Origin of the sequence: Vibrio sp. 1641 (assembly GCF_033339995.1) — a bacterium.
GTDB lineage: Bacteria > Pseudomonadota > Gammaproteobacteria > Enterobacterales > Vibrionaceae > Vibrio > Vibrio alginolyticus.
The window spans coordinates 569,376-591,463 of sequence record NZ_JAWOVP010000003.1 but is presented as its reverse complement, the minus strand read 5'-3'; the positions used below and the strand labels follow the sequence as shown (position 1 = coordinate 591,463).

The following is a 22,088-nucleotide window of genomic DNA, read 5'->3' as shown; positions in this document are numbered from 1 at the left end:
GGACGGATTCGAACCATCGAAGGCAGTGCCGGCAGATTTACAGTCTGCTCCCTTTGGCCACTCGGGAACCCCTCCAGAGGATTTTTATACTTAGTAAGATGTTTTCCCAACTCATCTCCCAAGTGCGGAGCGAATCATAGCAAACTCGCTCAGGCTGTAAAGCGTTTTTCTTACGTTTTTACGTTGAATGCTGTCTTTTTGGGCAAAGATGGTAGAAAGTCAGCGTTTTGTTTGTCCTTTGAACAGAAGAGAGGCGCGCTTTTTACTTGAATTTACACTACTTGACGTTAAACACCGTATCTACTGATAAACTGTAAGCAGTTTAATGACATAAGTTTATTCGTTTAGAAGTCAATATCATGAGCATGAAAGCCACGTTATCGTTATCTGTTTTAACGCTTTCTATATTACTGAGTTCTCCATCGGTTTGCGCTGCGATGCGAGGAGGCTCAGCGGTTACTGTTGTGACTGAACAAGTAGAAACGCATGAGATCAATCAATCCTTAACTCTTATCGGCAAATTAAAGGCAGCGGAGTCTGTGGTTGTCGCATCGGAAGTCGCCGGCAAAGTGAATCAAATCGCTGTTAAAGCGAATCAAAATGTTCAGCAAGACCAGTTATTAATTAAGTTAGATGACGATAAGGCTCAAGCCGCTTTGATTGAGGCAAAGGCGTATCTAAAAGATGAACAGCGTAAGTTAAAAGAGTTCCAACGTTTGGTTAAGCGGAATGCGATTACTCAAACTGAAATCGATGCACAAAAAGCCAGTGTTGAAATAGCACAAGCGAGGCTAGATGCTGCTCAAGCCAATTTAGCTGATCTCCATATTACTGCTCCATTTTCTGGCACTGTTGGTTTTATCGATTTTAGCCGCGGCAAAATGGTCAGTGCGGGTACTGAACTTTTGACTTTGGATGATCTTTCCGTCATGGAACTGGATTTACAAGTACCGGAGCGCTATTTATCGATGCTTTCTATTGGTATGGAAGTCATCGCTAAAACCAGTGCATGGGGTAGCCAGATCTTTACTGGTCAAGTCACAGGTATTGATACGCGTATCAGCGCCGAAACACTGAATCTTCGCGTGCGTATTGAGTTTGATAACCCAGAAAATCAATTGAAGCCGGGCATGTTGATGAACGCTTCACTAGCATTTCCTGCTATTAAGGCGCCAATCATTCCTGTTCAAGCGCTTGAATACTCCGGAACTAAACGTTTTGTATATGTAATTGATGAAAACAACAAAGCTACTTGTCAAGAAGTGTCGCTAGGTGCTCGTGTTGGCAACGAGGTGGTGATCGAATCTGGTGTTGAGATTGGTGACAAGATTGTGGTTCAAGGCATTGTTAACATGCGTGATGGTGTCGAAGTGAAAGAAATTGTCGCGCCACTAAAAGCGAACACCACGGATGTGACACGCAATGACAGTGAATCGGATGAGGAAGAAAACTAATGTTACTGTCCGACGTTGCAGTTAAACGCCCTGTCGCGGCGTTAGTTCTGAGCATGCTGTTGTGTGTGTTTGGCTTTGTGTCATTCACCAAATTAGCCGTTCGTGAAATGCCTGATATAGAAAGCCCAGTCGTTTCTATCAGTACGCGTTATGAGGGTGCATCTGCGACTATTATTGAAAGCCAAATTACCTCCGTTTTGGAAGACCAGCTTTCTGGGATCAGTGGAGTTGATGAAATTAGCTCCACTACTTGTAACAGCATGTCGCGTATCACGATCACGTTTGAATTAGGTTACGATCTCAACACAGGTGTGAGCGACGTGCGTGATGCCGTGGCTCGTGCTCAGCGCTCGCTACCTGATGAAGCGGATGACCCTATTGTTTATAAGAACAATGGCTCGGGAGAGGCATCGCTCTACATCAATCTCAGTTCTGCAGAGATGGACCGTACTCAATTAACGGATTATGCCGAACGTGTATTGATGGACCGCTTTAGCCTGGTCTCTGGGGTTAGCTCCATTGATCTCTCCGGTGGTTTGTACAAGGTCATGTACGTGAAGCTTAAGCCAGAACTAATGGCTGGACGTTCAGTTACAGCTTCGGACATTACATCAGCTTTGCGAAGTGAGAACCTAGAAAGCCCAGGAGGTGAAGTTCGCAACGACTCAACAGTAATGTCCGTGCGTACGGCTCGTACTTATAACACGCCTGAAGATTTTCAATATCTTGTCATTAAACGCGCAAGCGACAATACACCTATCTATTTAAAAGATGTAGCAGATGTCTTCATTGGTGCAGAAAACGAAAACTCAACCTTCAAAAGTGATGGTGTAGTAAACATCAGTCTTGGTGTGGTACCGCAGTCAGACGCAAACCCGTTAGAGGTTGCGAAGCTGGTTAGGTCTGAAGTCGATAACATCCAGAAGTTCTTACCAGAAGGTACACGTCTTGCGATAGATTACGACGCGACAGTGTTTATCGAGCGTTCAATCGAAGAGGTGTACAGCACGCTATTTATCACGGGCGGCTTGGTGATTTTGGTATTGTACATTTTCATCGGCCAAGCTCGTGCAACCTTAATTCCTGCGGTTACGGTACCTGTTTCTCTGATTTCTTCGTTCATTGCCGCGTACTACTTTGGGTTTTCTATCAACTTGATCACCTTGATGGCGTTGATATTATCGATTGGTTTGGTGGTGGATGACGCAATTGTGGTTGTAGAGAATATCTTCCACCATATTGAACGCGGTGAATCGCCATTACTCGCCGCATATAAAGGCACAAGAGAGGTTGGTTTTGCTGTTATAGCAACAACATTAGTGCTGGTGATGGTGTTCTTACCGATCTCCTTTATGGATGGCATGGTAGGTCTACTATTTACAGAGTTTTCTGTATTGCTGGCTATGTCGGTCATATTCTCCTCTTTGATTGCCCTGACGCTGACTCCTGTATTAGGTAGTCAGATTTTGAAAGCGAATGTAAAACCAAATCGATTCAATGAAGCGGTTGATCGCTTGTTTAGCAAGCTTGAGAGTGGCTATCGCGCATTATTGAAAGGCGCATTAAAAGTACGTTGGGCTGCTCCCCTGGTGATTCTAGCTTGTTTGGGCGGTAGCTATTTCTTGATGAATCAGGTACCGGCCCAGCTGACCCCACAAGAAGATCGCGGTGTGATATTCGCGTTTGTGCGCGGTGCAGATGCTACGTCATACAATCGTATGTCAGCCAATATGGATATTGTCGAAGACCGATTGATGCCATTACTAGGGCAAGGTTATCTGAAGTCATTCAGTATCCAAACGCCAGCGTTTGGTGGCCAGGCAGGAGACCAGACAGGCTTTGTGATCATGATTCTAGAAGATTGGAACGAACGTGATATCACGGCTCAGCAAGCCCTTAACAAAGTACGGAAAGAATTGGCGGGTATCCCAGATGTTCGAGTGTTCCCATTTATGCCAGGTTTCCAAGGTGGTTCGAGTGAGCCAGTTCAGTTCGTATTAGGCGGCTCTGATTACGATGAGCTCGTTGTTTGGGCTGAAATGCTAAAGAACAAAGCAGAAGAATCACCAATGATGGAAGGAGCAGAGATAGATTACTCGGAAAAAACGCCTGAGTTATTGGTTACAGTTGACCGACAGCGTGCCGCAGAGCTAGGAGTCAGTGTTAAAGACATTTCTGACACCCTAGAAATCATGCTCGGTGGTAAAAGCGAAACGACTTATGTTGAGCGTGGCGAAGAGTACGATGTGTATCTTCGCGGTGATGAAAATAGCTTTAATAATGCTGCAGATTTAAGTCAGATTTATCTGCGCACGAATAGCGGTCAGCTAGTGACGTTAGATGCGGTCACAAAAATTGAAGAAGTGGCGGCCTCTATTCGTCTTTCTCACTACAACAAACAGAAGTCCATCACTATTACTGCCAACCTGTCGGAAGGTTATACATTAGGAGATGCGCTGAATTACCTAGACCAGGAAGCCATCGACAACTTACCGGGTGACATTTCGGTGAGTTATTCGGGGGAGTCGAAAGACTTTAAAGAGAACCAAGCAAGTGTTGCTGTTGTGTTTGCATTGGCACTACTAGTGGCGTATCTCGTGTTGGCGGCTCAGTTTGAAAGCTTCGTAAACCCGTTAGTGGTCATGTTTACGGTGCCGATGGGTGTATTTGGTGGCTTCCTTGGTTTGGTTATTATGGGCCAAGGTATGAATATTTATAGCCAGATCGGCATGATCATGTTGATTGGTATGGTGACGAAAAACGGTATTTTGATCGTAGAATTTGCCAATCAGCTACGTGATCGTGGCGTTGAGTTTGAAAAAGCGATCATTGATGCAGCTGCGCGACGTCTACGTCCAATCTTGATGACTGCGTTTACCACACTTGCTGGCGCAATTCCGTTGATAGTATCGACAGGGGCGGGTTATGAGAGCCGTATTGCCGTGGGTACGGTTATCTTTTTCGGGATGGGGTTTGCGACATTGGTGACCTTGTTTGTTATCCCGGCAATGTACCGATTGATTTCGGCGAAAACACAAGCACCAGGTCATGTAGAAGCAGAGTTAAACAAAGCAATTAGCCATGATACGAAGGGCCGTGTTGCCCACCCCTAGCAGTAGCACGTAAAGCTTTGATTGAAAACGCCGGGCAATTTTTGTTCGGTGTTTTTTTGTATAGATAGTGATTACTTATAGATTTAATGATTATTTTTGTTTATTATTTCGCCACTTCTTCGAGGGGCACAGGACTCGCTCATCGTTTTGACTGAATGTTGGGTCTTGTTAGGTTTAATGCTAGGAAAGCAGCCTATGCCTATTATTATTGAGGTGTTTCCTTGAAAAAAGTACGTGGTAGTTACATGGTCGAAATGGTTTTAGTTGCAGGTGTTATGGCGTTGCTAGCAACTACCGCACTTCCAACGTTGACGAATGCATTAAAAGATCGTCAAGATGGTATTTTGCATTCTCTCGATGCTGGTCAACCAAGCAACCATGTGAACAAAGAGGCAACAGAAACGTTCTCTGTTCAGTAAATGACGACATACTATAGAATCTAAAAGAAGCCGAGGTAAAACACTCGGCTTCTTTGTTTTTCAATTGAAACTTGGTGCTATTTAATGTTAGAAGCGTTTCCCTAGGCTGATTTGTACACCTTCGTAGCTGTCGTAAAAATCTTCAAAACCCATATCCGCGACATTATAAATGTACTCTGCGCGTAACCAGATATCTTTGCTCATATCCCAATGGACACCAGCACCGATGTTGAATAGTGCACCTGAATCATCTGTGACTTTTTGTTCGTTTGGAACATACATTTCAGCTTGAGTGCCAAGCGCAGTTACGCGACCAAACAGTGATAGTGGCGTATCGTCTAAGTTATCACTTGTTACAACAGCAGACATACCTGCTTGGTAATAGTGAAGATCTAAGTCAGTTTTTAGAGCATCGTTCTTAAGTTCATTTTGTGAATAGCGCAGAACCCCTTCAAACGCGAGGTATTGGTTTACATGGTAACCCCAGCCAACTGTGATATGTGGTGTTGACCACTCATTGTCTCTATCCGAGCCGAAATACGGTGTATCAAAACCAACGTTACCACTACCCAGATAAAAATAAGATTGATGAGCTTGTTCTTGAGCAGCTAAAGTTGGCACGCTAATGGTCAAGGCAGACAATAATAGAATGGCGTTTTTCATAACTAGACGATAACCTTGGTAAAAGACCGTTGTAATGATTTGTTTAAATGTTAATTTAATCAATAGGATGGATGGTAATTATCATATCAGCTTTTATCAAAGGTAGTGATTTTAGAATGGAAATTGTTGCGCTAAAGCATACTTCTTACTCATGACTACCGACTAACTAGATATGGTGACGAAAGCTAGTTAAATAAGAGAGAAGGAAAGGAAAGTGGCTGAATTCAAATACAAAAACTTGACTCAAGAAGAACAAGATAAGTTAGACGCGGCGACATTTCGCCGTTTATTGGCGCATTTAGATGCCAACAAAGACGTACAAAACATCGACCTGATGATCCTTGCGGGCTTCTGTCGCAACTGCTTTAGCAAATGGTATAAATCTGAGGCTGAAAATCTCGGTTTGGATTTAGATATTGATGACGCTCGCGAACGTGTTTACGGGATGACTTACGATGAATGGAAACAAAATCATCAACCAGCGGCAACGCCAGAACAATTGGCTGCGTTTGAAGCGCGCCAGAAAAAGTAAAACCCAGCGATAAAAACAGCCCGCATGAAGTTGGGCTGTTTTTTAAAGTCCAGTTTGCACGTTAAGCGTTAGTTGAGCCGCAACAAGCTGGCTCAACGCAACCTTTTGCTTGAATGACTTCGAGTTGAGCTAAGTAAGGTTGAATATCGCCGATGTTCTCTTTTACCCATGTTAAGTCATAATACGTATCTAGGTAACGCTCTCCAGAATCACATAGAAGCGTCACGATAGAACCCTTCTCACCGCGTTGTTTCATCTCACAAGCCAATTGCAGCACACCGTAAAGATTGGTGCCTGTTGATGCGCCGACTTTACGCCCAATCAGCTGAGATACCCAATGGGCGGTTGCCACACTGGCTGCGTCTGGAATTTTGCGCATTTCATCAATGACACCAGCAATAAAGCTTGGTTCGACACGTGGTCGCCCGATACCTTCAATTTTGCTGCCAGTATCGCCTTTCAATGAGTGATTTCCTGACTGGAAAGCATCGTAAAACACTGAGTTTTCAGGGTCTACCACGCAAAGCTTAGTGTCGTATTTTTGGTAACGAATAAAACGGCCAATGGTTGCTGATGTGCCGCCTGTTCCAGGACTCATCACTACCCAGCTAGGAATCGGGTGATCTTCTAACTCCATTTGGCTAAAGATAGAGTTCGCGATGTTGTTGTTACCGCGCCAGTCAGTAGCGCGTTCAGCATAAGTAAACTGGTCCATGTAGTGACCATTTAGCTCTTGAGCCAAGCGTCGAGACTCGTCATAAATCTGATCTGATCGTTCAACAAGGTGCGCTTTACCACCGTAAAATTCAATTTGTTCGATCTTTTTACGTGCAGTGGTTTTCGGCATGACGGCAATGAACGGTAAGCCAAGTAAACGCGCAAAATACGCTTCCGAAACGGCAGTGCTGCCTGAGGACGCCTCGATTACAGTGGTTTCAGGACCAATCCATCCATTACAAATAGCATAAAGAAACAATGAGCGCGCCAATCGATGCTTAAGAGAGCCTGTAGGGTGCGTACTCTCATCTTTTAGATAGATATCGATACCATCAAGAGAAGGTAGTTCGAGTTTAAATAAGTGAGTATCAGCAGAACGTTGGAAGTCTGCTTCAATTTTACGCACTGCATTGTTGATCCAATTGTGGTCAGTACACATGGCGTCTCTCCTTGGGAAATCGATAGATAAGTATTAGATAGGGATAATTTATCTATAATTTCCGAGAAAAACTTTGCTATTGTTACTCTTAATAAAGATATCTGTAGAAAAATTTTCTACATTTTATGGGTTTTATAGAAATGAGTTTAGATCGAATAGATAAGCAGCTGCTTGCTTTACTACAAACCGACAGCACCTTGTCATTAAATGACGTGGCTGAGCGAGTCAATCTTACTACAACACCATGCTGGAAGCGCTTGAAAAGGTTGGAAGAAGAGGGCTACATCGAAAAACGCGTGGCGTTGTTAAGTGCAGAAAAGCTCGAGCTATCTTTCATTGCATTTGTTCAGTTAAAAACGATTGATCATTCCGAAGGTTGGTATCACCATTTTGTTACAACTGTGAGTGACTTTCCTGAGGTAATGGAGTTTTATCGTATGGCTGGCGAGTATGACTACATGATGAAAGTACTAGTCAAAGATATGAAGTGTTTTGACGAATTCTATAAGCGGTTAGTTAATAGCGTAAAAGGGCTATCTAATGTGACTTCAACATTTGCTATGGAGTCCATTAAATACACAACAGAGTTACCAATCCTAAAATAACTCGCCCTATAAGAATTCTATCTAATGTTAATTCTACCTTTTAGTATTTTAAATGTTAAAAGGTAGTTTGATTATGCTTTTAAAACTATTTCCTATCAGATTTTTATAAATATAAACGATATTTATTCTCTCTTCTATTTTTCATTAACCATTTGTTTTTACAGTCCATTAATCCTGTACATCATAATGAAAGAAAAAATAACGCAATTTTTTCTCTTTCTTTTTCATGTTTTATTTTATTGAATATTAATTTTTACTAAATTAATGGAAGAGTTTGATTTAAACGTTTGCTTTTTGTGTTTTCATGTAATTTGGTCGCTATTTTTGAGTATTTGTTTTTAGGATGAATACAGTAGCAATTACTTAAGTAATAAAGTACTCAAAAATGGGGATAGTGATTAATAAAACATCGTATTATTATCGCTCCATCTTGTATGTAACAAAGTATTACTAAAAATGAACAGAAATTACTATTTGCTTTTTCTCGCAGCTTTACTTGCTGGCTGTGGCGGTGGGGGAGACTCTAAGCCGAACAATACGAAGACACCAACTACGATAACAAAGCAGAACCGTCCGCAATTAAAAGTGGAAGACACGGTATTGAAGTTTGAAGGAGTGGGAACGGTTACTGAAGCAAAACTGAGCAATGTACATGGGTCGGTATCTTACCAAGTCATTGATTCTAATCCGCCAAATGTCGTGAAAATTAATGACTCAGGAATACTACAAATTCTGCGCCCAGGAACGGCGACTATTCTTGCTACAGATAGTAGCTCTGCTTATGAATCTTCTGAAGCAAGATTTTCTGTGACTGTAGAGCGAGGTATCAATACTGAACTTTCAGTGAGTGATCTGAATTTCAATGCGATTGAGTCAGAAGGAAAAGCGTTGATCGTCCGTGGCCAAAAAGGCGAACTGAGTTATGAGGTAGAAAGTGGTCATAACTTGATTCGTGTTGATGAGAACGGGTCGGTATATTCATTAGGTTCAGTTGGTCAGGCATCGGTGCTGATTACTGATTCAGGTAACGACTTTTACTTGCCGAAACAAGTTCGCGCTACGGTTAAACTGCATGCAGTAGCTCCGGGGCAATTACAGTTCGCTTTGCTTGAAGACGAGTATCGAGAAGGGTTGACGTTAGAACCAGTGCGTCTAGATAAAGCTCAAACGCAACGTATTTCTTACAAAATAATAAATAGCGTACCAGACAGCAAGGTGGCCGAGTTGCTAGACCCTGAAACGGGTTTGCTTCTTGTTCATAATGTTGGGCGATTAACGGTTGAAGCGACTGCAACTTACAGCGACGCGTTTCTGGATAAACAGCAAACAGCGCAATTCTTTGTGGATATAAAACAAGGCAAGCGTCAAGAAATCAGCGCAGCGGATATTGTCACAACTTATGAGGAAGGTGGACGAATTTTCCCTAAGGTGACGAACGCCTACGGTGACTATGAGCTGAGAATCATTCGTGGTGAAGACGTTGTTGCTAAAACTGAAAATGGTGAAGCATTACTGATCAAAGGTGTTGGTGCTGCTGAAGTGGAAATTTACGAGCATGACATGCGTAATTATCCTGCAAGCAAAACTCGTTTTGATCTTGAAGTTAATCGCGCGCCTCATCCCGTTATAAAAGACATTGAAATGCCGCTTACCTATCAACCAAATCTTTCAATCCCTCTGGCGTTTAAAGGGCAAAAAGGTAACGTAAATCTAGTTAGCAGCTTACCTAATGGCTTACGAATGACTGACGGCAAATTGGAGGTAGTGACTGCGGGTGAGTACGACCTTAAGTTTGAAGACGATGGTGGGGAGTTCTACCAACCTATTCAATTTAATGTCGTCATCAAAGTTGCAAAGGCTGAAGGCCAACCCATGGCAACGCACGATTATGACGTTGTATACAGCAACAAATACAGTTTTGATCTTCACCGTGATTTTGGTTTGAGTGCTGACGAGCAAATTGAGATTGTAGATAACACCGCACCAGATGTTGTCGGTGGTTTTAGTGAAGGACGTCTCCATGTGTATAAAGCGGGTAAAGCGACGCTAACTGTGCGCAGAAAAGAGAGCGCGAATTATACTGTTGGTCCTGATCAAAAAGTCTACGTGACAATTTTGAGTGCGCCGAGCCGAATTGAAGTTCAATCCGATGTGGAAGAGATTTGGAAGGTTGGCCAAACATTTGTTGCGCCGAAAATCTCTGGTACGGTTGGGGAAGTTACGTACCGATTTGCAGACAACGCAGCAACAGATGTAGTTTCCTTAAACAGCCAAACGGGTGCCATGCAAATTCTTAACGCGGGTAGCACAAAAATTATTGTTTCGGATGCGGGGGACGACAAAGTGGATCCGGGTGAAAGTAGTTTCTCGGTCACGATTAAACAAGGCACAAACCCTGTATCGGTTACTTACCCAACGGTAGAATTCTCCGCTAGTAGTGTTATCTCACCAGTGATGAGTGGTGGGACTGCGAAGGCAAGTTACCGTCTTATTAACCAAAAAGATCCTGTGGTCGAGTTAGTTTCCCCTGATACGGGGCGCTTGAAGATTTTACACGCAGGCGAGTACCAAGTAGAGGTAACCCTCACTGGACGCAACTACAAAGCTAAAACAATCGTCGTAAATGGCACTATTAACAAAGCGAAGCACCCTGGTTTAAGTACTTCCACGATGAAGGTGGAATTTGAACCATTTAAAAAGGTTAAGCTAGATTTTGGTACACCAATAGGAAACCGCAGCTATCAAATATCCAGCTCAACAATTAAAGGAGTCGCTTCATTAGATGTTGATAAGGAAGAGCTGACATTACTTGACCTCCCACCAGTAAAAAGACGTTGGATTTCTCTCGACGTTTCGGAAGGAGAATCTAGAGATTACAAAGCGTTGGAAAGTAAGAAAGTCCAGCTGTATCTAAGCTTTGCAGATGAAGGTGTTGCGGATCAATATACATTGCTTGAAACTGAACAAACAGTATTGTTTAGCACGCTAAATGCACGTGAGTTTTCTAACTTAGAAGAAAGTGAGTTTGGTTTGATGAACGTTCGTTCAGTGCGTGAGCCAACGGACGAAGAATTGAAATTATACGGCAAAGGTAAGATTGCACTACTTGCATTCAAGCCGGTGGGTAACGATGACCAAACTCTAATAAAAGGAGCGTGGGTACACTTAGCTCGATTTGATGGATGTACATCAGAGCTGTTCGAAGATGATCTCAAGCCTTTTGAAGCAATTGACTATGATGACCCAGGGTACTGCACCAACGGCAGCACGATTCGTATGACTCGGTTCTTAATAATTGATGACTCGAAGATGGAAAAGGTAGAGTATGAGTTAGTAGCACCTGTGATTACTTACCGTCGTGGGGTTCGTGAATTTTTAGCAACGAATAAAGGTGGATTCTATGCCGACCCAAATGTCATTTACGGGAAAGGCGAATATGGTTACCCGAAATCACTTTACGAATGGTCGGTTATTAACATGAAGTATCAACCAAATTAATCATCGTTTGATACCCATTAAAAAAGGAGTGCGGAACAGCACTCCTTTTTTCGTCTGGCGAACACGAGCTATTTCGTGTAGCGCATCACCCCTTCTTGCACGGCGGTCGCCACTAAGTGACCTTGCTGGTTGTATATTTCGCCACGGACCAACCCACGAGTATTGCTCGCCGTTGGGCTCTCTATCGCATATAGAAGCCATTCATCCATCTTAAACGGACGATGGAACCAGATAGAGTGGTCAATGGTGGCCACTTGAAAGTTAGGCGTCATTAATGAGACTTCATGTGGATGCATTGCTGTCACAAGGAATCCCCAATCGGATGCGTAGGCCAGAAGGTACTGGTGAATTAGCTGATTCTCTGGCATTTCACCATTAGCACGAATCCAAAGGTACTGTTTGGGTTCTGCTTTTTTGGGCTTCAAAGGGTTGATAACCGTAACGGGGCGAGTTTCGATTGGCTTTTCCCCGCAAAATGTTTTGCGTAAGCGTTTGGGTAGAAATTCTGCAATATGGCTTGCGAGCTCACTCTCTGAGGCAAAGTTTTCTGGACCAGGGATATCTGGCATTTCTTTTTGATGATCAAACCCAGGTTGATCGCCATGGTAGGATGCGGTTAGGTAAAAAATAGGGCGTCCATTTTGAATTGCCTTTACGCGTCTAGTGCTAAAGCTACGGCCATCTCTCAGATTTTCTACGTCATAAATAATAGGTTTTTCTGGATCGCCAGGGTACAAAAAATAGCTATGGAAGGAGTGTACCGTGCGTGTTTCTTCAACGGTGTAGCGCGCAGCAGAAAGCGCTTGCCCAATTACTTGACCGCCATAAACTTGAGGCAAACCTAGGTTTTCACTTTGGCCACGAAACAAGCCTTCTTCTAATTTTTCGAGTTGTAGTAGGCTGAGCAATTCTCGTAGTGGTTTACTCATTGTGTCTCCTCACCGTTGTCTTTCATCCCAAGTTACCTCAACAGCCTCACTCTTGTGAAGTGGCATAGTTAAGAACTATTGAGTAACTTAGAAATAGTATTGTTCCAATTATGAAACAAAATCAATTGTTTGATAAATTCTAACTCAGTCAAACTATTGTCAAATAAAGTGACAGGAAGCAGACAGTTTTATATTCCACACCTATAATTGCTTCGGTTTAATGCTCTTTTCGAGGAATATATGAAAAAAACACTACTACTTGTTACTTCTCTACTCTTTGGGGCTGCGTTAGTGGGTTGCCAAACTTCTCAAAATACAGAAATGGAATCTACAGAAGCGTCAATGAAGACGATTACAGGTACAGTGGCTTATCGCGAGCGGATTGCCTTGCCACCAAACGCAGTGGTTACTATTGCGTTAGAAGATGTGTCTTTGGCGGATGCGCCAGCAAAAGTGTTGGCGAAACAGACATTCGAAACAGAAGGTAAGCAAGTTCCTCTTTCTTTTGAGTTGAGTTACGACAGCAATGAAATCAAACCAAACCATCGTTACAGCGTTCGTGCTCGCATTGAGGTAGATGGAAAGCTGCGTTTTATCAGCGACACACATAACGGTGTTATTACAGATGAAGCACAAACTCACCAATTAGATATTCGTCTAGTTGGAACACGTTAATACGACGCACTGAGAACAAAAAATGGCAGCTTAAGGCTGCCATTTGTATTTTTTAAGTGAAGTTTTGCCAACTTCCGATACTTCAATCCCTTCTGCTTCTAATTTCTTTTTTTGTCGCTCTAAGTCTCTGCCTTTTAAAGATATTTTTCCTTGGCTATTTACCACTCTAAACCAGGGGAGTTTACTGCCTTCTGGTAAGTTGCCCAGTGCTTTACCAACATGTCTCGCATAGCCCGGATAACCGGCCATTTTTGCAATTTCCCCATAGGTGGAGACTTTTCCTTTTGGAATTTGGTGAATTACAGCAAAGATTTGCGCTAAAAATTGGTCCATACTCAAAAGTGTCTATTTTGGATTACTAAGGAATGGTAAACCATTGGACTTGTATATTGCTAACGGTTCTTAACCCTTGTGTTGCCAGCGACTCACTTTGAAGAATTACATTTTCTGTTCTTTAGTGTCGTTGGTTGATGAGCCTTAAACAGCATGAAGCAAACGCAAGCTAAGCTTGAATCTAGACCCTCTCAACGACTTTCAATCCCAGTTTTTGCCGTTGAGTTACCAAGTAGGTGGGGAAGCCAGGAGGCGCTATGATTTTATCGACACTTCAATTTTTCGTTACGACCTTACTCGCTGTTGTCTGCGTTCGGGCGATGAGTTTGAGCGAGGGTGACATTCCCGTTCTTGCACTTATGATCCCCGCGCTGTGGGTTCTGCCACAAGGTGGGTTCGCTGGCTTAGTATTGCTGGGCGCGATGATGGCTTTTGGTGCGACACTCTCAATGCAGCCAATTGCTTTGTCGGTTGGTGTTTTGATCCTTTTCCCACTTTTAATGGTGGTGTTTTCTCGTAGAAGCTCTTTAGGCGTGTTGCTCACCGCTGGTCTTATTGTACTTACACTGCAAGTTGGTCTTATGGTCACACAGCAAGGCGGTAAGCTGGATGGATCTGCTTGGGTTACAGTGGTTCAAACCATTGCGGTTATGGCGATGTGGTGGTCGGCTGCGCATTGGACGCCATCCAATAAACACAGCTGGTGGCCGTTGTTTTTGTTGCTCCCATTGTGGATTGCAGGCCTACCGTACGCCGTTCTTATGGCGTTAAGTTTGACGGGAATGTTAGCGTCAATGGAAGCACTTGCGAAGCTTCAACATACCATTCGTTGGAGCAAATTATTATGTTGGACATTGCCGACTGTGGGTTTTGCCGCTTTAGTCGTCAGCCCGACCACGGATGTGCCAAACCCTGTTTTCGTGGTTTGGATCTGTTTGTTAGGGACGGCTTGGATGACTGACTATATTTTACGTAGTAGCGATGAACAGGCTGAATTATGAATTTTTAGTCAGGTAAAAAGTGACATGTGCGGCAGAGTATCGAATTGGTTGTGGAACAAAATGGAGATTAGTATATGTTCTTCATTTCATATTTACTACACTTCCAATAATAATAACCACAATATAAGTGGTTGATTTAAGATAAGTTTGTCATGACAACTTTTGCTCGAACACTGTTGCTTTTTGCATGTTGCCTCTTGAGTTTGAATGTAAAAGCCGAAGCCCCTTTAATTGCTCATTATAAAGTCGCGACTGAAGCGGATGATGTCGTCACTCGTGTTCTTTTCAATGCTGCTTCAAAGGAGTTTGGCTTTACCGTTCAATACGTAAACTACTCCAGCTTTGATGCCATTCTAAATTCAGTAGCGAATGGGGAAGCGGACTTTGCTGCGAATATCACTTACACACAAGAACGTGCTCAACGTTTTAGTTATTCCCGCCCAACAAATATCGAATATACCTACCTCTTTGGCTTAAAAGATTCGACGTTGAGTGATATTTCGCGTGTTGGCGTCCCCAAAGATACAGTTTATGCCCAATTACTTAAACAACACTACCCTGGTCTAGAACAGATCTCTTATCAAGGTCACGAACAAGCAGTAACACTGCTACGTTCAGGTGCTGTGGACGGCGTTGTCGATGCCATTAACCAGCTCAAGCCGATGCTGATGGAGGGGTTTGACGCCAAGATGCTCAATGATCAGATTTCGATAAAGCCCGTATCCATCATCAGTAAAAAAGATCATCATCTTGAGGAGTTGGACACGTTCGCCACGTTTATTCACGGAGAAGCGGTGCAAAAGCAGCTTCGCGAAGAAATTTCCCAGTATCAATTTGAATTAAGGCGAGCAGCGTTGCGTGAGTCTATTCGTTTATTGCCCCTTGATTTTAATGAACCAATACGGATTAAGCTCGAATCTATCTTTCCATATGTTGTATACAACGCAGATGGTAGTGTCGAAGGGATGACGGCTGATGTAGTCCTGAGAAGCTGTGAGATCTTGGCTTTAAACTGCTTGATCATTAGTGAGCCTGGTGAAAGCTGGGGTTCTATGTACCATGAGTTTATCCAAGGTAATTTCGAAATTTTGGCGCCGTTAACGGTCAGCCGTGAGCGGCGCGCATTTAGCTACTTTCCAAAGCCCCATTACGCGCCAGCATCGGTGATGGTCAAGCGTTTAGGTTACAAGCCGAGCACATACTCTCATGTTTCACAGTTGATATCTGAGCGGATTGGCGTGGTTAAGGATGACTTTTTCGATCAAATGATGACGCAACTGTTACCGCTAAAAGAACTCAAACGTTATCGTACTCAACAAGAGCTCATTCAGGGGCTATTAAATGAAGAAGTCGATTACATTCCGATGGATACGGCGATGCTCAATCATTTTTTACGTCTCAGTGAACTGGTTCCGATAGAGCAGGATACCGCTATTGGCGAGTTTTATGAGTCACAACTCTCTGTTGGATTGGTCGCGAATGAAAAAGGAGCCATGCTTGCGCCTTTCTTCAGTCGAGCGATAGCGATGTTAGAAGTTGATAAGATCATTGCTCAGTACGATGTACGCCCAGATTGGCGTACCGCACTTGAATATGAGATTCGATTAGCGACGCAAACACAAGCTGTGTTTATCTTTGTATTATTGTTTGCTATTTGTGTTTCGCTTTATCTTTACCGTCAATCGAACACTGACAACTTAACAGGGTTAAGGAACCGTCGTGCGTTGCAAGTAAAGTATCGAAAAGGAGTAAACAAAGATCTATCCATACTTTACTTAGACATTAATCATTTCAAACGAATCAATGACACTTATGGGCATCGCGCTGGGGACGAAGTTTTACAACTACTGGCACTAAAAATTCATTATGTCTGGTCGGGAAGATGTTATCGAATTGGAGGGGATGAGTTCATATTGCTGGGTTATCCAACGCAAGCCGAGTTAACTAGAGCAATGAGAGAGCTCAGTAGAATCGACGTGAAAGGCAAATTATGTAGTGATTTGGAGTCTATAAGTATCTCTATTGGTTTCTCTGCAAAAAGGGAACGGCACATGAGCTTAGAGCAAGCGATGCATTTGGCTGATGAAGACATGTACATGAGTAAGCAGTCCTCACGGCACGACTCCTCTTATCGTGACTGTACGGTTTCATCATAAAGGAATGAATTGATCGAGTTTTGTCCAAACGGTAATGAAATGATGAAATTCAAGGTTTTTGCTCTTGCATTATGAGAGCTGATACTGAATAATCGCCCCATCGATTGAGGCAAGACCTCTCGAAAAGAATTATGGGGCTCTGGTCCTCTCGCAACAATAGCTCGTGAACTCGGTCAGGTCCGGAAGGAAGCAGCCGCAGCGTGTGACTTGTGTGCCGGGATGTGGCTGGGGTCCCACCCTTTGAAAGCCCTGCGTTATCGCAGGGCTTTTTTCGTTTTTGAGCCTTCTTTTATTTTGGCTACGCTTGGTGTTCAACGTCTTCTGATGATCAAGCTTCTTGAGGTTATTTAGGTATAATTTATAATCTCATCCGCTTGATACCGAACTGTCGTGAAGATTGTTTAGGGTACACTCGCCGAATAATCATTTTCACCTGGGATACTTTAATGATTTCAAAAAACCAATTAAAACTGCTTCGTGCTTTAGGTCAAAAGAAACAGCGTAAAGCGCATGGCTTATTCCTAGTTCAGGGTGAAAAGAACGTACTAGAGCTAGCAAGTAGTTCATTGAAGGTGAAGCAGGTTTTTGCAACAGCGGCATTTCTCGAACAAAATGCTGGTACGCTAAATCGTTTTGATTGTGTTGAAGCATCGCTTGATGAATTGACCAAAGCGAGCACGCTTGTGAGCAATAATGCGGCCATTGCTATGGTTGAAATTCCGAGTGTAAAAGAGCCTCAAGCGAAAGGATTGATGATTGCGCTAGATGGTGTATCCGACCCTGGTAATCTAGGTACGATTATTCGTGTTGCAGACTGGTATGGCATCAAGCACATTATTGCGAGTACAGATTGTGCTGATCCTTATAATCCTAAAACGATCAGTGCGACCATGGGCAGCTTTGGCCGCGTACAAGTGAGTTTGGTGGATTTGCCAAGTTACTTGGAACACGCCAAATTGCCAGTATATGGCGCGTTTTTGGAAGGAGAGAGCGTTCATAAAACGGATTTCGCTGCTGAAGGTATTTTGTTGATGGGCAGCGAATCTCATGGTGTGCGAGAAGCCGCAGCAAAATTAGTGACAGATAAGATCACGATTCCGGCGTTTGGCGGTGCCGAATCACTGAATGTCGCGATGGCGACTGGCATTATTTTAGACAACATGCGCCGCCAACATAGCTAACGCAACAATTACTTAATAACAAAGCCAGTCAATTTGACTGGCTTTGTTGTATTTATTGCCTAGAAAAATCAGCCTGGCTGAATCTTGCGTTTAACGAAATACAGTGAATGTTGTTCGGTGAGTTAATTTTGTTTTAGTTCAATAGGCTGTGCCTATAAATAAAATTACTCCTTTCCATTTAGTAAAATCAGGAAATTAGGCGACACTTATCTAAAGGCCGCAATAAAATGCCCTTAAGGAGATAAGAATGCATTCATTAAAAGTAAAAGATTACATGACGTTGCAAGCGGTGACTTTCACGAAAGATATGTCACTTTCGGCAGCTTTAAACAAAGTAATGCAAAGTGTCACACTAGGTGGCCCTGTCATTGATGAAAATGAAAAAGTGGTTGGGTTTTTATCGGAGCAAGACTTATTAGATAAGTTGGTGAAAGCAAGTTATCACTGCCAAGATACACATACGGTACAAGAGTGTATGCATGATGATGTCTTATCTGTTTCTCCAGAAATGTCAGTAATTGAACTGGCTGACATGATGAAAGTTGGAAAGCCGAAAATGTATCCAGTGGTGGATGGCAAAGGTAAGTTGGTTGGTGTTATCACAAGAAGAGACGTGCTGCGTGCCATCGGAATGACATTAAATGAGTGTTTTAAGCATCCCGTTTAACCTCTCTGTTTAAATTTTACGGAATATTGCTTTTAAACTGGTTTGGAAAGACGCTTCGGCGTCTTTTTTATTTTCTATCGCCGAACTGTACAAATTTATCTTGACCTTGGAGCTTACTCTAAGGTTTATCCTTAGCAATAGGTAAATCACCGATACCAATAAGGAAAAAATTATGTGTACAAAACATCAAGGTTGCCAATCTAGCAAAATCAAAACTGCGGTGCCGCTTGGTGCAAGCGAGTCATGCTGTGCGGCAGTAAAATCTTCGCTCAATATCTCTCAGGCCAGTGTTGATGTTTCTGAAAGCTCTTGCTGTAGTGGAGGAGGCTGCAGCGTTGACACAGGCGAGGAAGACGATCCCACAAGGGAGAGTAATTCCTCCGTTCGGAATGCTTGGCTTGTGTCAGGTATGGATTGCCCATCTTGTGCGCAAAAGCTTGAGAAAGCCATTACGTCTTTACAAGGCGTCAGCCAAGCCAAGGTTTTGTTTGCAACAGAAAAACTGGTCGTCGATTTTGATGGTCTAGAGCTGATAGCTACGATAGAGCAGACAGCCCAAAAAACGGGTTTCCCGCTCTCTTCACTGGATGCTCCAAAACCAAGCACTACAAAGAAAGGCTGGCTTGGCGTCATAAGAGACAACATCCAAATTCTCTCGATTGCTGGTGCAATGGCTACTGCGGCAGTAATTTCTAAGATCGACCCTCAAATAAGCGCTTGGTTATTCACTTTGACGTGTTTACTTGGTTTATACCCAATCGCGCTCAAAGCATTTAAGTTGGCGCGTAGCGGTACGCCTTTTGCGATTGAAACGTTAATGAGTGTAGCGGCGCTCGGCGCTTTATATTTAGGTGAAACCGCCGAAGCCGCAATGGTGTTATTGCTTTTCCTTATTGGTGAAAAGTTAGAAGCATATGCATCATCTCGCGCGCGAAGCGGTGTCCAGGCGTTAATGGACTTAGTCCCAGAAAGTTCAATTTTAATAATTGATGGTGAACGTAAAGAAGTACCAGCTGCTCAGCTTAAACCAGGGGATATCATAGAAGTCGCACCCGGAGGTCGTTTGCCTGCCGACGGTGTTTTGCAAGATGCGCTTGCGAGTTTTGACGAAAGTGCGTTAACGGGAGAATCTGTTCCCGTTGAGCATCAAACCGGTGGCAAAGTGATGGCCGGGGCTGTGGTTGTCGATAAAGTGGTTCGCTTACAGGTGACTTCCCGTCAGGGCGAGAATGCGATAGACCGAATTCTTCATTTGATTGAAGAAGCAGAATCCCGTAAGGCACCATTAGAACGCTTTCTTGATAAATTTAGCCGTTGGTATACGCCACTAATGATGTTGGTGTCTCTGGTGGTTATCGTTACGCCGCCATTACTATTTGCCCAACCGTGGGAAACGTGGATCTATCGAGGACTTGCCCTGCTGTTGATTGCTTGTCCATGTGCATTAGTAATTTCAACGCCTGCGGCGATCACTTCTGGCTTGGCGGCAGCTGCTAAGCGGGGCGCATTGATCAAAGGTGGAGCGGCGCTTGAGTTGCTTGGCAAGGTTGAGTCTGTCGCATTTGATAAAACTGGGACACTGACGCAAGGTAAACCAGAAGTGACTGACGTCTTTGCTTTTGATATGGATGAAGACAAGTTACTTAGCCTAACTGCGTCAATCGAGGTTGGTTCAAGTCATCCTCTAGCGGTTTCTTTAGTTACCAAAGTGCAAGAGCAGGGGCTTACTATTCCTGAAGCGTTGGATAAAACCGCGCAAGTAGGCTCTGGTGTCACTGGTTACGTCGATGGAAAAATGGTCCAAGTGGTCACGCCTTCAAAGGCAGACTTTCCACTTTCTCAAGAAGCCAAAGAGCAAGTGGTTACGTTGGAACAACAAGGTAAAACGGTTGTCATTGTGCGTTTCGATGACGAGGTCATTGGCGTGATCGCATGGCAAGATACATTGCGCTCAGATGCCCAGCAAGCCATCGCAATGCTGAAGGAACTTGGGGTCACGTCGGTGATGCTAACGGGTGACAACCCGAGAAGTGCAGAAGCAATGGCAAATAGAATAGGCTTGGATTATAAAGCGAGTTTGTTACCTGCAGACAAGGTGCATTACGTCGAGAAGCTATCACAACAACATACCGTTGCGATGGTGGGAGACGGTATCAATGATGCTCCAGCCATGAAAGCTTCGAGTATCGGCATTGCGATGGGAGGCGGTACGGATGTTGCGCTCGAGACTGCTGATGCGGCGTTAACACACAACCGTTTGATTGAGCTACCTGCCATGATAGAACTGTCGCGTGCGACGCTAAGTAACATTCGTCAGAATGTCGCGTTAGCGCTAGGTTTGAAAGGTGTATTCTTAGTGACAAGTTTACTTGGTGTAACTGGGTTGTGGGTTGCTGTATTAGCCGACAGTGGTGCAACAGCACTGGTGACATTGAATGCGTTGAGATTACTTCGTTTTGAGTCCAAGCAGATCAAATAACTGACCTAACCATTGATCCCACTCATTAATAGCCCGAGGCATTCGTGTATCGGGCTTTTTTTAACCGTATTAACCTGATGCGATCAGACGTTTTTCTCGTCCTTGAAATCACGCATTGCTATGCAACAAAATGATCTAACGCCCCTTAAAGTGTGATCAATACCAGTTTTGTTTGAAATTTAATTTTCATTACATTTTGTCATTGTGATTGTGATCACTCTATGTTGGTGAAAGGTTCGCTACAGTGCATCTGTACCCAATAACTGATTAATGAGCTTATTGTTCATAAAATAAGCCACAATAAGGAGCGACTTATGTCTCAAGCTGTATTCCATTTAGGTGTTACTGAAGCTGATCTTAATGGTGCGACTCTAGCGATCATTCCTGGTGACCCAGCGCGTGTTCAAAAAATCGCAGAACAAATGGAAAATCCAGTATTTCTAGCAAGCCATCGTGAATACACGCTATACCGTGCAGAGTTAGACGGTAAACCTGTTGTGGTTTGTTCTACAGGTATTGGTGGTCCTTCTACCTCTATCGCAGTTGAGGAATTGGCACAGCTTGGTGTTCGTACTTTCCTACGTGTTGGTACAACGGGTGCAATTCAACCACATGTAAACGTGGGTGACATGATCGTAACGACGGGGTCAGTTCGTCTTGACGGTGCGAGCCTACACTTTGCTCCTATGGAATTCCCAGCAGTTGCTGACTTTGAAGTAGCAACCGCAATGAAAGCAGCAGTAGAAGAGTCTGGCGCTACAGTTCACATGGGTGTGACTGCATCAAGCGACACGTTCTACCCTGGTCAAGAACGTTACGATACGTTCTCTGGTCGTGTTGTTAAGCGTTTCCAAGGCTCTATGCAAGAATGGCAAGACATGGGCGTACTTAACTTCGAGATGGAGTCTGCAACACTGCTAACAATGTGTGCGAGCTCTGGTTTAAAAGCGGGTTGTGTGGCTGGTGTTATCATCAACCGTACACAAAAAGAGATTCCAGATCATTCAACTCTGAAAGAAACGGAAGCGCGTTCAATTAAAGTGGTTGTAGAAGCAGCGCGTAAAATGCTTTAAGCCGCTATAGTTGGCATTTAAACAAACAGAAAAAACCAGAGGCTAACCTCTGGTTTTTTTCTACTTATAGAAATGCGTACAGCTAAAATTTAGGTATAAAAAAAGCAGCATTAATGCTGCTTTTTATCGTTGTGAATTTTAGCTTTTCTTAATG

Annotated in this window: 17 protein-coding genes, 1 tRNA gene and 1 other RNA gene; 14 read left to right on the top strand and 5 right to left on the bottom strand. The window is 43.5% G+C overall.

What is annotated here, in order from left to right:
* A tRNA-Tyr gene (locus R7Z47_RS10480) sits at positions 1 to 67 on the bottom strand.
* Between the two features lie 292 nt (positions 68 to 359).
* On the opposite strand from R7Z47_RS10480, the gene R7Z47_RS10475 reads away from it, so the two are divergent.
* From R7Z47_RS10475 to R7Z47_RS10465, 3 genes are all read left to right on the top strand, one after another.
* Positions 360 to 1,454, top strand: a complete 1,095-nt coding sequence (locus R7Z47_RS10475; protein WP_318130052.1) for an efflux RND transporter periplasmic adaptor subunit — start codon at positions 360 to 362, stop codon at positions 1,452 to 1,454.
* Entirely contained in the window at positions 1,454 to 4,567 is a 3,114-nt protein-coding gene (vmeF, locus tag R7Z47_RS10470) for a multidrug efflux RND transporter permease subunit VmeF (protein WP_318130050.1), read from the top strand. Before R7Z47_RS10475 ends, vmeF begins: the two co-directional genes overlap by 1 nt.
* Positions 4,568 to 4,788: 221 nt before the next feature.
* Positions 4,789 to 4,986 (top strand): type II secretion system protein, encoded by a 198-nt coding sequence (locus R7Z47_RS10465; protein ID WP_031781369.1) that lies wholly within the window; start codon positions 4,789 to 4,791, stop codon positions 4,984 to 4,986.
* 87 nt (positions 4,987 to 5,073) lie between these two features.
* Here R7Z47_RS10465 and R7Z47_RS10460 read toward each other — a convergent pair whose 3' ends face one another.
* A complete protein-coding gene (locus R7Z47_RS10460) occupies positions 5,074 to 5,649 on the bottom strand; it encodes a porin family protein (protein WP_262607028.1) in 576 nt (191 codons plus the stop codon).
* A 214-nt stretch (positions 5,650 to 5,863) separates the two neighbouring features.
* Between R7Z47_RS10460 and R7Z47_RS10455 the strand changes: the two genes are divergently transcribed.
* Positions 5,864 to 6,181, top strand: coding sequence for a DUF1244 domain-containing protein (locus R7Z47_RS10455; protein ID WP_005378586.1), 318 nt, complete (start codon positions 5,864 to 5,866; stop codon positions 6,179 to 6,181).
* Between the two features lie 61 nt (positions 6,182 to 6,242).
* On the opposite strand, the gene R7Z47_RS10450 is transcribed toward R7Z47_RS10455, so the two are convergent.
* Positions 6,243 to 7,337, bottom strand: coding sequence for a PLP-dependent cysteine synthase family protein (locus R7Z47_RS10450; RefSeq protein ID WP_005389952.1), 1,095 nt, complete (start codon positions 7,335 to 7,337; stop codon positions 6,243 to 6,245).
* Positions 7,338 to 7,477: 140 nt separating this feature from the next.
* Between R7Z47_RS10450 and R7Z47_RS10445 the strand changes: the two genes are divergently transcribed.
* The gene (locus R7Z47_RS10445) at positions 7,478 to 7,942 is read left to right on the top strand and encodes an Lrp/AsnC family transcriptional regulator (protein ID WP_025998626.1); all 465 of its coding nucleotides are present in this window, start codon (positions 7,478 to 7,480) and stop codon (positions 7,940 to 7,942) included.
* A 456-nt stretch (positions 7,943 to 8,398) separates the two neighbouring features.
* Positions 8,399 to 11,440 (top strand): cadherin repeat domain-containing protein, encoded by a 3,042-nt coding sequence (locus tag R7Z47_RS10440; protein ID WP_238844277.1) that lies wholly within the window; start codon positions 8,399 to 8,401, stop codon positions 11,438 to 11,440.
* Between the two features lie 68 nt (positions 11,441 to 11,508).
* Here R7Z47_RS10440 and tesB read toward each other — a convergent pair whose 3' ends face one another.
* Entirely contained in the window at positions 11,509 to 12,369 is an 861-nt protein-coding gene (gene tesB / locus R7Z47_RS10435; RefSeq protein WP_005378575.1) for an acyl-CoA thioesterase II, read from the bottom strand.
* Positions 12,370 to 12,609: 240 nt separating this feature from the next.
* Between tesB and R7Z47_RS10430 the strand changes: the two genes are divergently transcribed.
* On the top strand, positions 12,610 to 13,044 hold the full coding sequence (locus R7Z47_RS10430) for a YbaY family lipoprotein (RefSeq protein WP_005378572.1): 435 nt from the start codon (positions 12,610 to 12,612) through the stop codon (positions 13,042 to 13,044).
* 30 nt (positions 13,045 to 13,074) lie between these two features.
* Here R7Z47_RS10430 and R7Z47_RS10425 read toward each other — a convergent pair whose 3' ends face one another.
* Positions 13,075 to 13,377, bottom strand: a complete 303-nt coding sequence (locus tag R7Z47_RS10425) for a DNA base-flipping protein (protein ID WP_005378570.1) — start codon at positions 13,375 to 13,377, stop codon at positions 13,075 to 13,077.
* Positions 13,378 to 13,634: 257 nt separating this feature from the next.
* Here R7Z47_RS10425 and R7Z47_RS10420 point away from each other — a divergent pair, with 257 nt between their 5' ends.
* The 7 genes from R7Z47_RS10420 to udp all read left to right on the top strand — a co-directional run bounded on the left by R7Z47_RS10420 (position 13,635) and on the right by udp (position 21,934).
* Complete coding sequence (locus tag R7Z47_RS10420; protein WP_005389942.1) at positions 13,635 to 14,378, top strand: hypothetical protein; 744 nt, start codon at positions 13,635 to 13,637, stop codon at positions 14,376 to 14,378.
* A 152-nt stretch (positions 14,379 to 14,530) separates the two neighbouring features.
* Positions 14,531 to 16,534, top strand: a complete 2,004-nt coding sequence (locus tag R7Z47_RS10415; RefSeq protein WP_262607027.1) for a GGDEF domain-containing protein — start codon at positions 14,531 to 14,533, stop codon at positions 16,532 to 16,534.
* Between the two features lie 137 nt (positions 16,535 to 16,671).
* An RNA gene (ffs, locus tag R7Z47_RS10410) (signal recognition particle sRNA small type) lies at positions 16,672 to 16,768 on the top strand.
* A 212-nt stretch (positions 16,769 to 16,980) separates the two neighbouring features.
* Entirely contained in the window at positions 16,981 to 17,715 is a 735-nt protein-coding gene (locus R7Z47_RS10405; protein WP_262607026.1) for an RNA methyltransferase, read from the top strand.
* Between the two features lie 247 nt (positions 17,716 to 17,962).
* Entirely contained in the window at positions 17,963 to 18,382 is a 420-nt protein-coding gene (locus tag R7Z47_RS10400) for a CBS domain-containing protein (RefSeq protein ID WP_005378483.1), read from the top strand.
* Positions 18,383 to 18,554: 172 nt separating this feature from the next.
* Positions 18,555 to 20,861, top strand: a complete 2,307-nt coding sequence (locus tag R7Z47_RS10395) for a zinc/cadmium/mercury/lead-transporting ATPase (RefSeq protein WP_318130047.1) — start codon at positions 18,555 to 18,557, stop codon at positions 20,859 to 20,861.
* A 314-nt stretch (positions 20,862 to 21,175) separates the two neighbouring features.
* Complete coding sequence (gene udp, locus R7Z47_RS10390) at positions 21,176 to 21,934, top strand: uridine phosphorylase (protein WP_005378479.1); 759 nt, start codon at positions 21,176 to 21,178, stop codon at positions 21,932 to 21,934.
* The last annotated feature ends 154 nt before the right edge of the window (positions 21,935 to 22,088 follow it).

What these genes read in the sequence shown, in the direction of transcription:
- R7Z47_RS10475 (WP_318130052.1), top strand. Translation starts at nt 360, where the DNA reads ATGAGCATGAAAGCCACGTTATCGTTATCTGTTTTAACGCTTTCTATA.
- vmeF (WP_318130050.1), top strand. Translation starts at nt 1,454, where the DNA reads ATGTTACTGTCCGACGTTGCAGTTAAACGCCCTGTCGCGGCGTTAGTT.
- R7Z47_RS10460 (WP_262607028.1), bottom strand. Translation starts at nt 5,649, where the DNA reads ATGAAAAACGCCATTCTATTATTGTCTGCCTTGACCATTAGCGTGCCA.
- R7Z47_RS10450 (WP_005389952.1), bottom strand. Translation starts at nt 7,337, where the DNA reads ATGTGTACTGACCACAATTGGATCAACAATGCAGTGCGTAAAATTGAA.
- R7Z47_RS10445 (WP_025998626.1), top strand. Translation starts at nt 7,478, where the DNA reads ATGAGTTTAGATCGAATAGATAAGCAGCTGCTTGCTTTACTACAAACC.
- R7Z47_RS10440 (WP_238844277.1), top strand. Translation starts at nt 8,399, where the DNA reads ATGAACAGAAATTACTATTTGCTTTTTCTCGCAGCTTTACTTGCTGGC.
- tesB (WP_005378575.1), bottom strand. Translation starts at nt 12,369, where the DNA reads ATGAGTAAACCACTACGAGAATTGCTCAGCCTACTACAACTCGAAAAA.
- R7Z47_RS10430 (WP_005378572.1), top strand. Translation starts at nt 12,610, where the DNA reads ATGAAAAAAACACTACTACTTGTTACTTCTCTACTCTTTGGGGCTGCG.
- R7Z47_RS10425 (WP_005378570.1), bottom strand. Translation starts at nt 13,377, where the DNA reads ATGGACCAATTTTTAGCGCAAATCTTTGCTGTAATTCACCAAATTCCA.
- R7Z47_RS10420 (WP_005389942.1), top strand. Translation starts at nt 13,635, where the DNA reads ATGATTTTATCGACACTTCAATTTTTCGTTACGACCTTACTCGCTGTT.
- R7Z47_RS10415 (WP_262607027.1), top strand. Translation starts at nt 14,531, where the DNA reads ATGACAACTTTTGCTCGAACACTGTTGCTTTTTGCATGTTGCCTCTTG.
- R7Z47_RS10405 (WP_262607026.1), top strand. Translation starts at nt 16,981, where the DNA reads ATGATTTCAAAAAACCAATTAAAACTGCTTCGTGCTTTAGGTCAAAAG.
- R7Z47_RS10400 (WP_005378483.1), top strand. Translation starts at nt 17,963, where the DNA reads ATGCATTCATTAAAAGTAAAAGATTACATGACGTTGCAAGCGGTGACT.
- R7Z47_RS10395 (WP_318130047.1), top strand. Translation starts at nt 18,555, where the DNA reads ATGTGTACAAAACATCAAGGTTGCCAATCTAGCAAAATCAAAACTGCG.
- udp (WP_005378479.1), top strand. Translation starts at nt 21,176, where the DNA reads ATGTCTCAAGCTGTATTCCATTTAGGTGTTACTGAAGCTGATCTTAAT.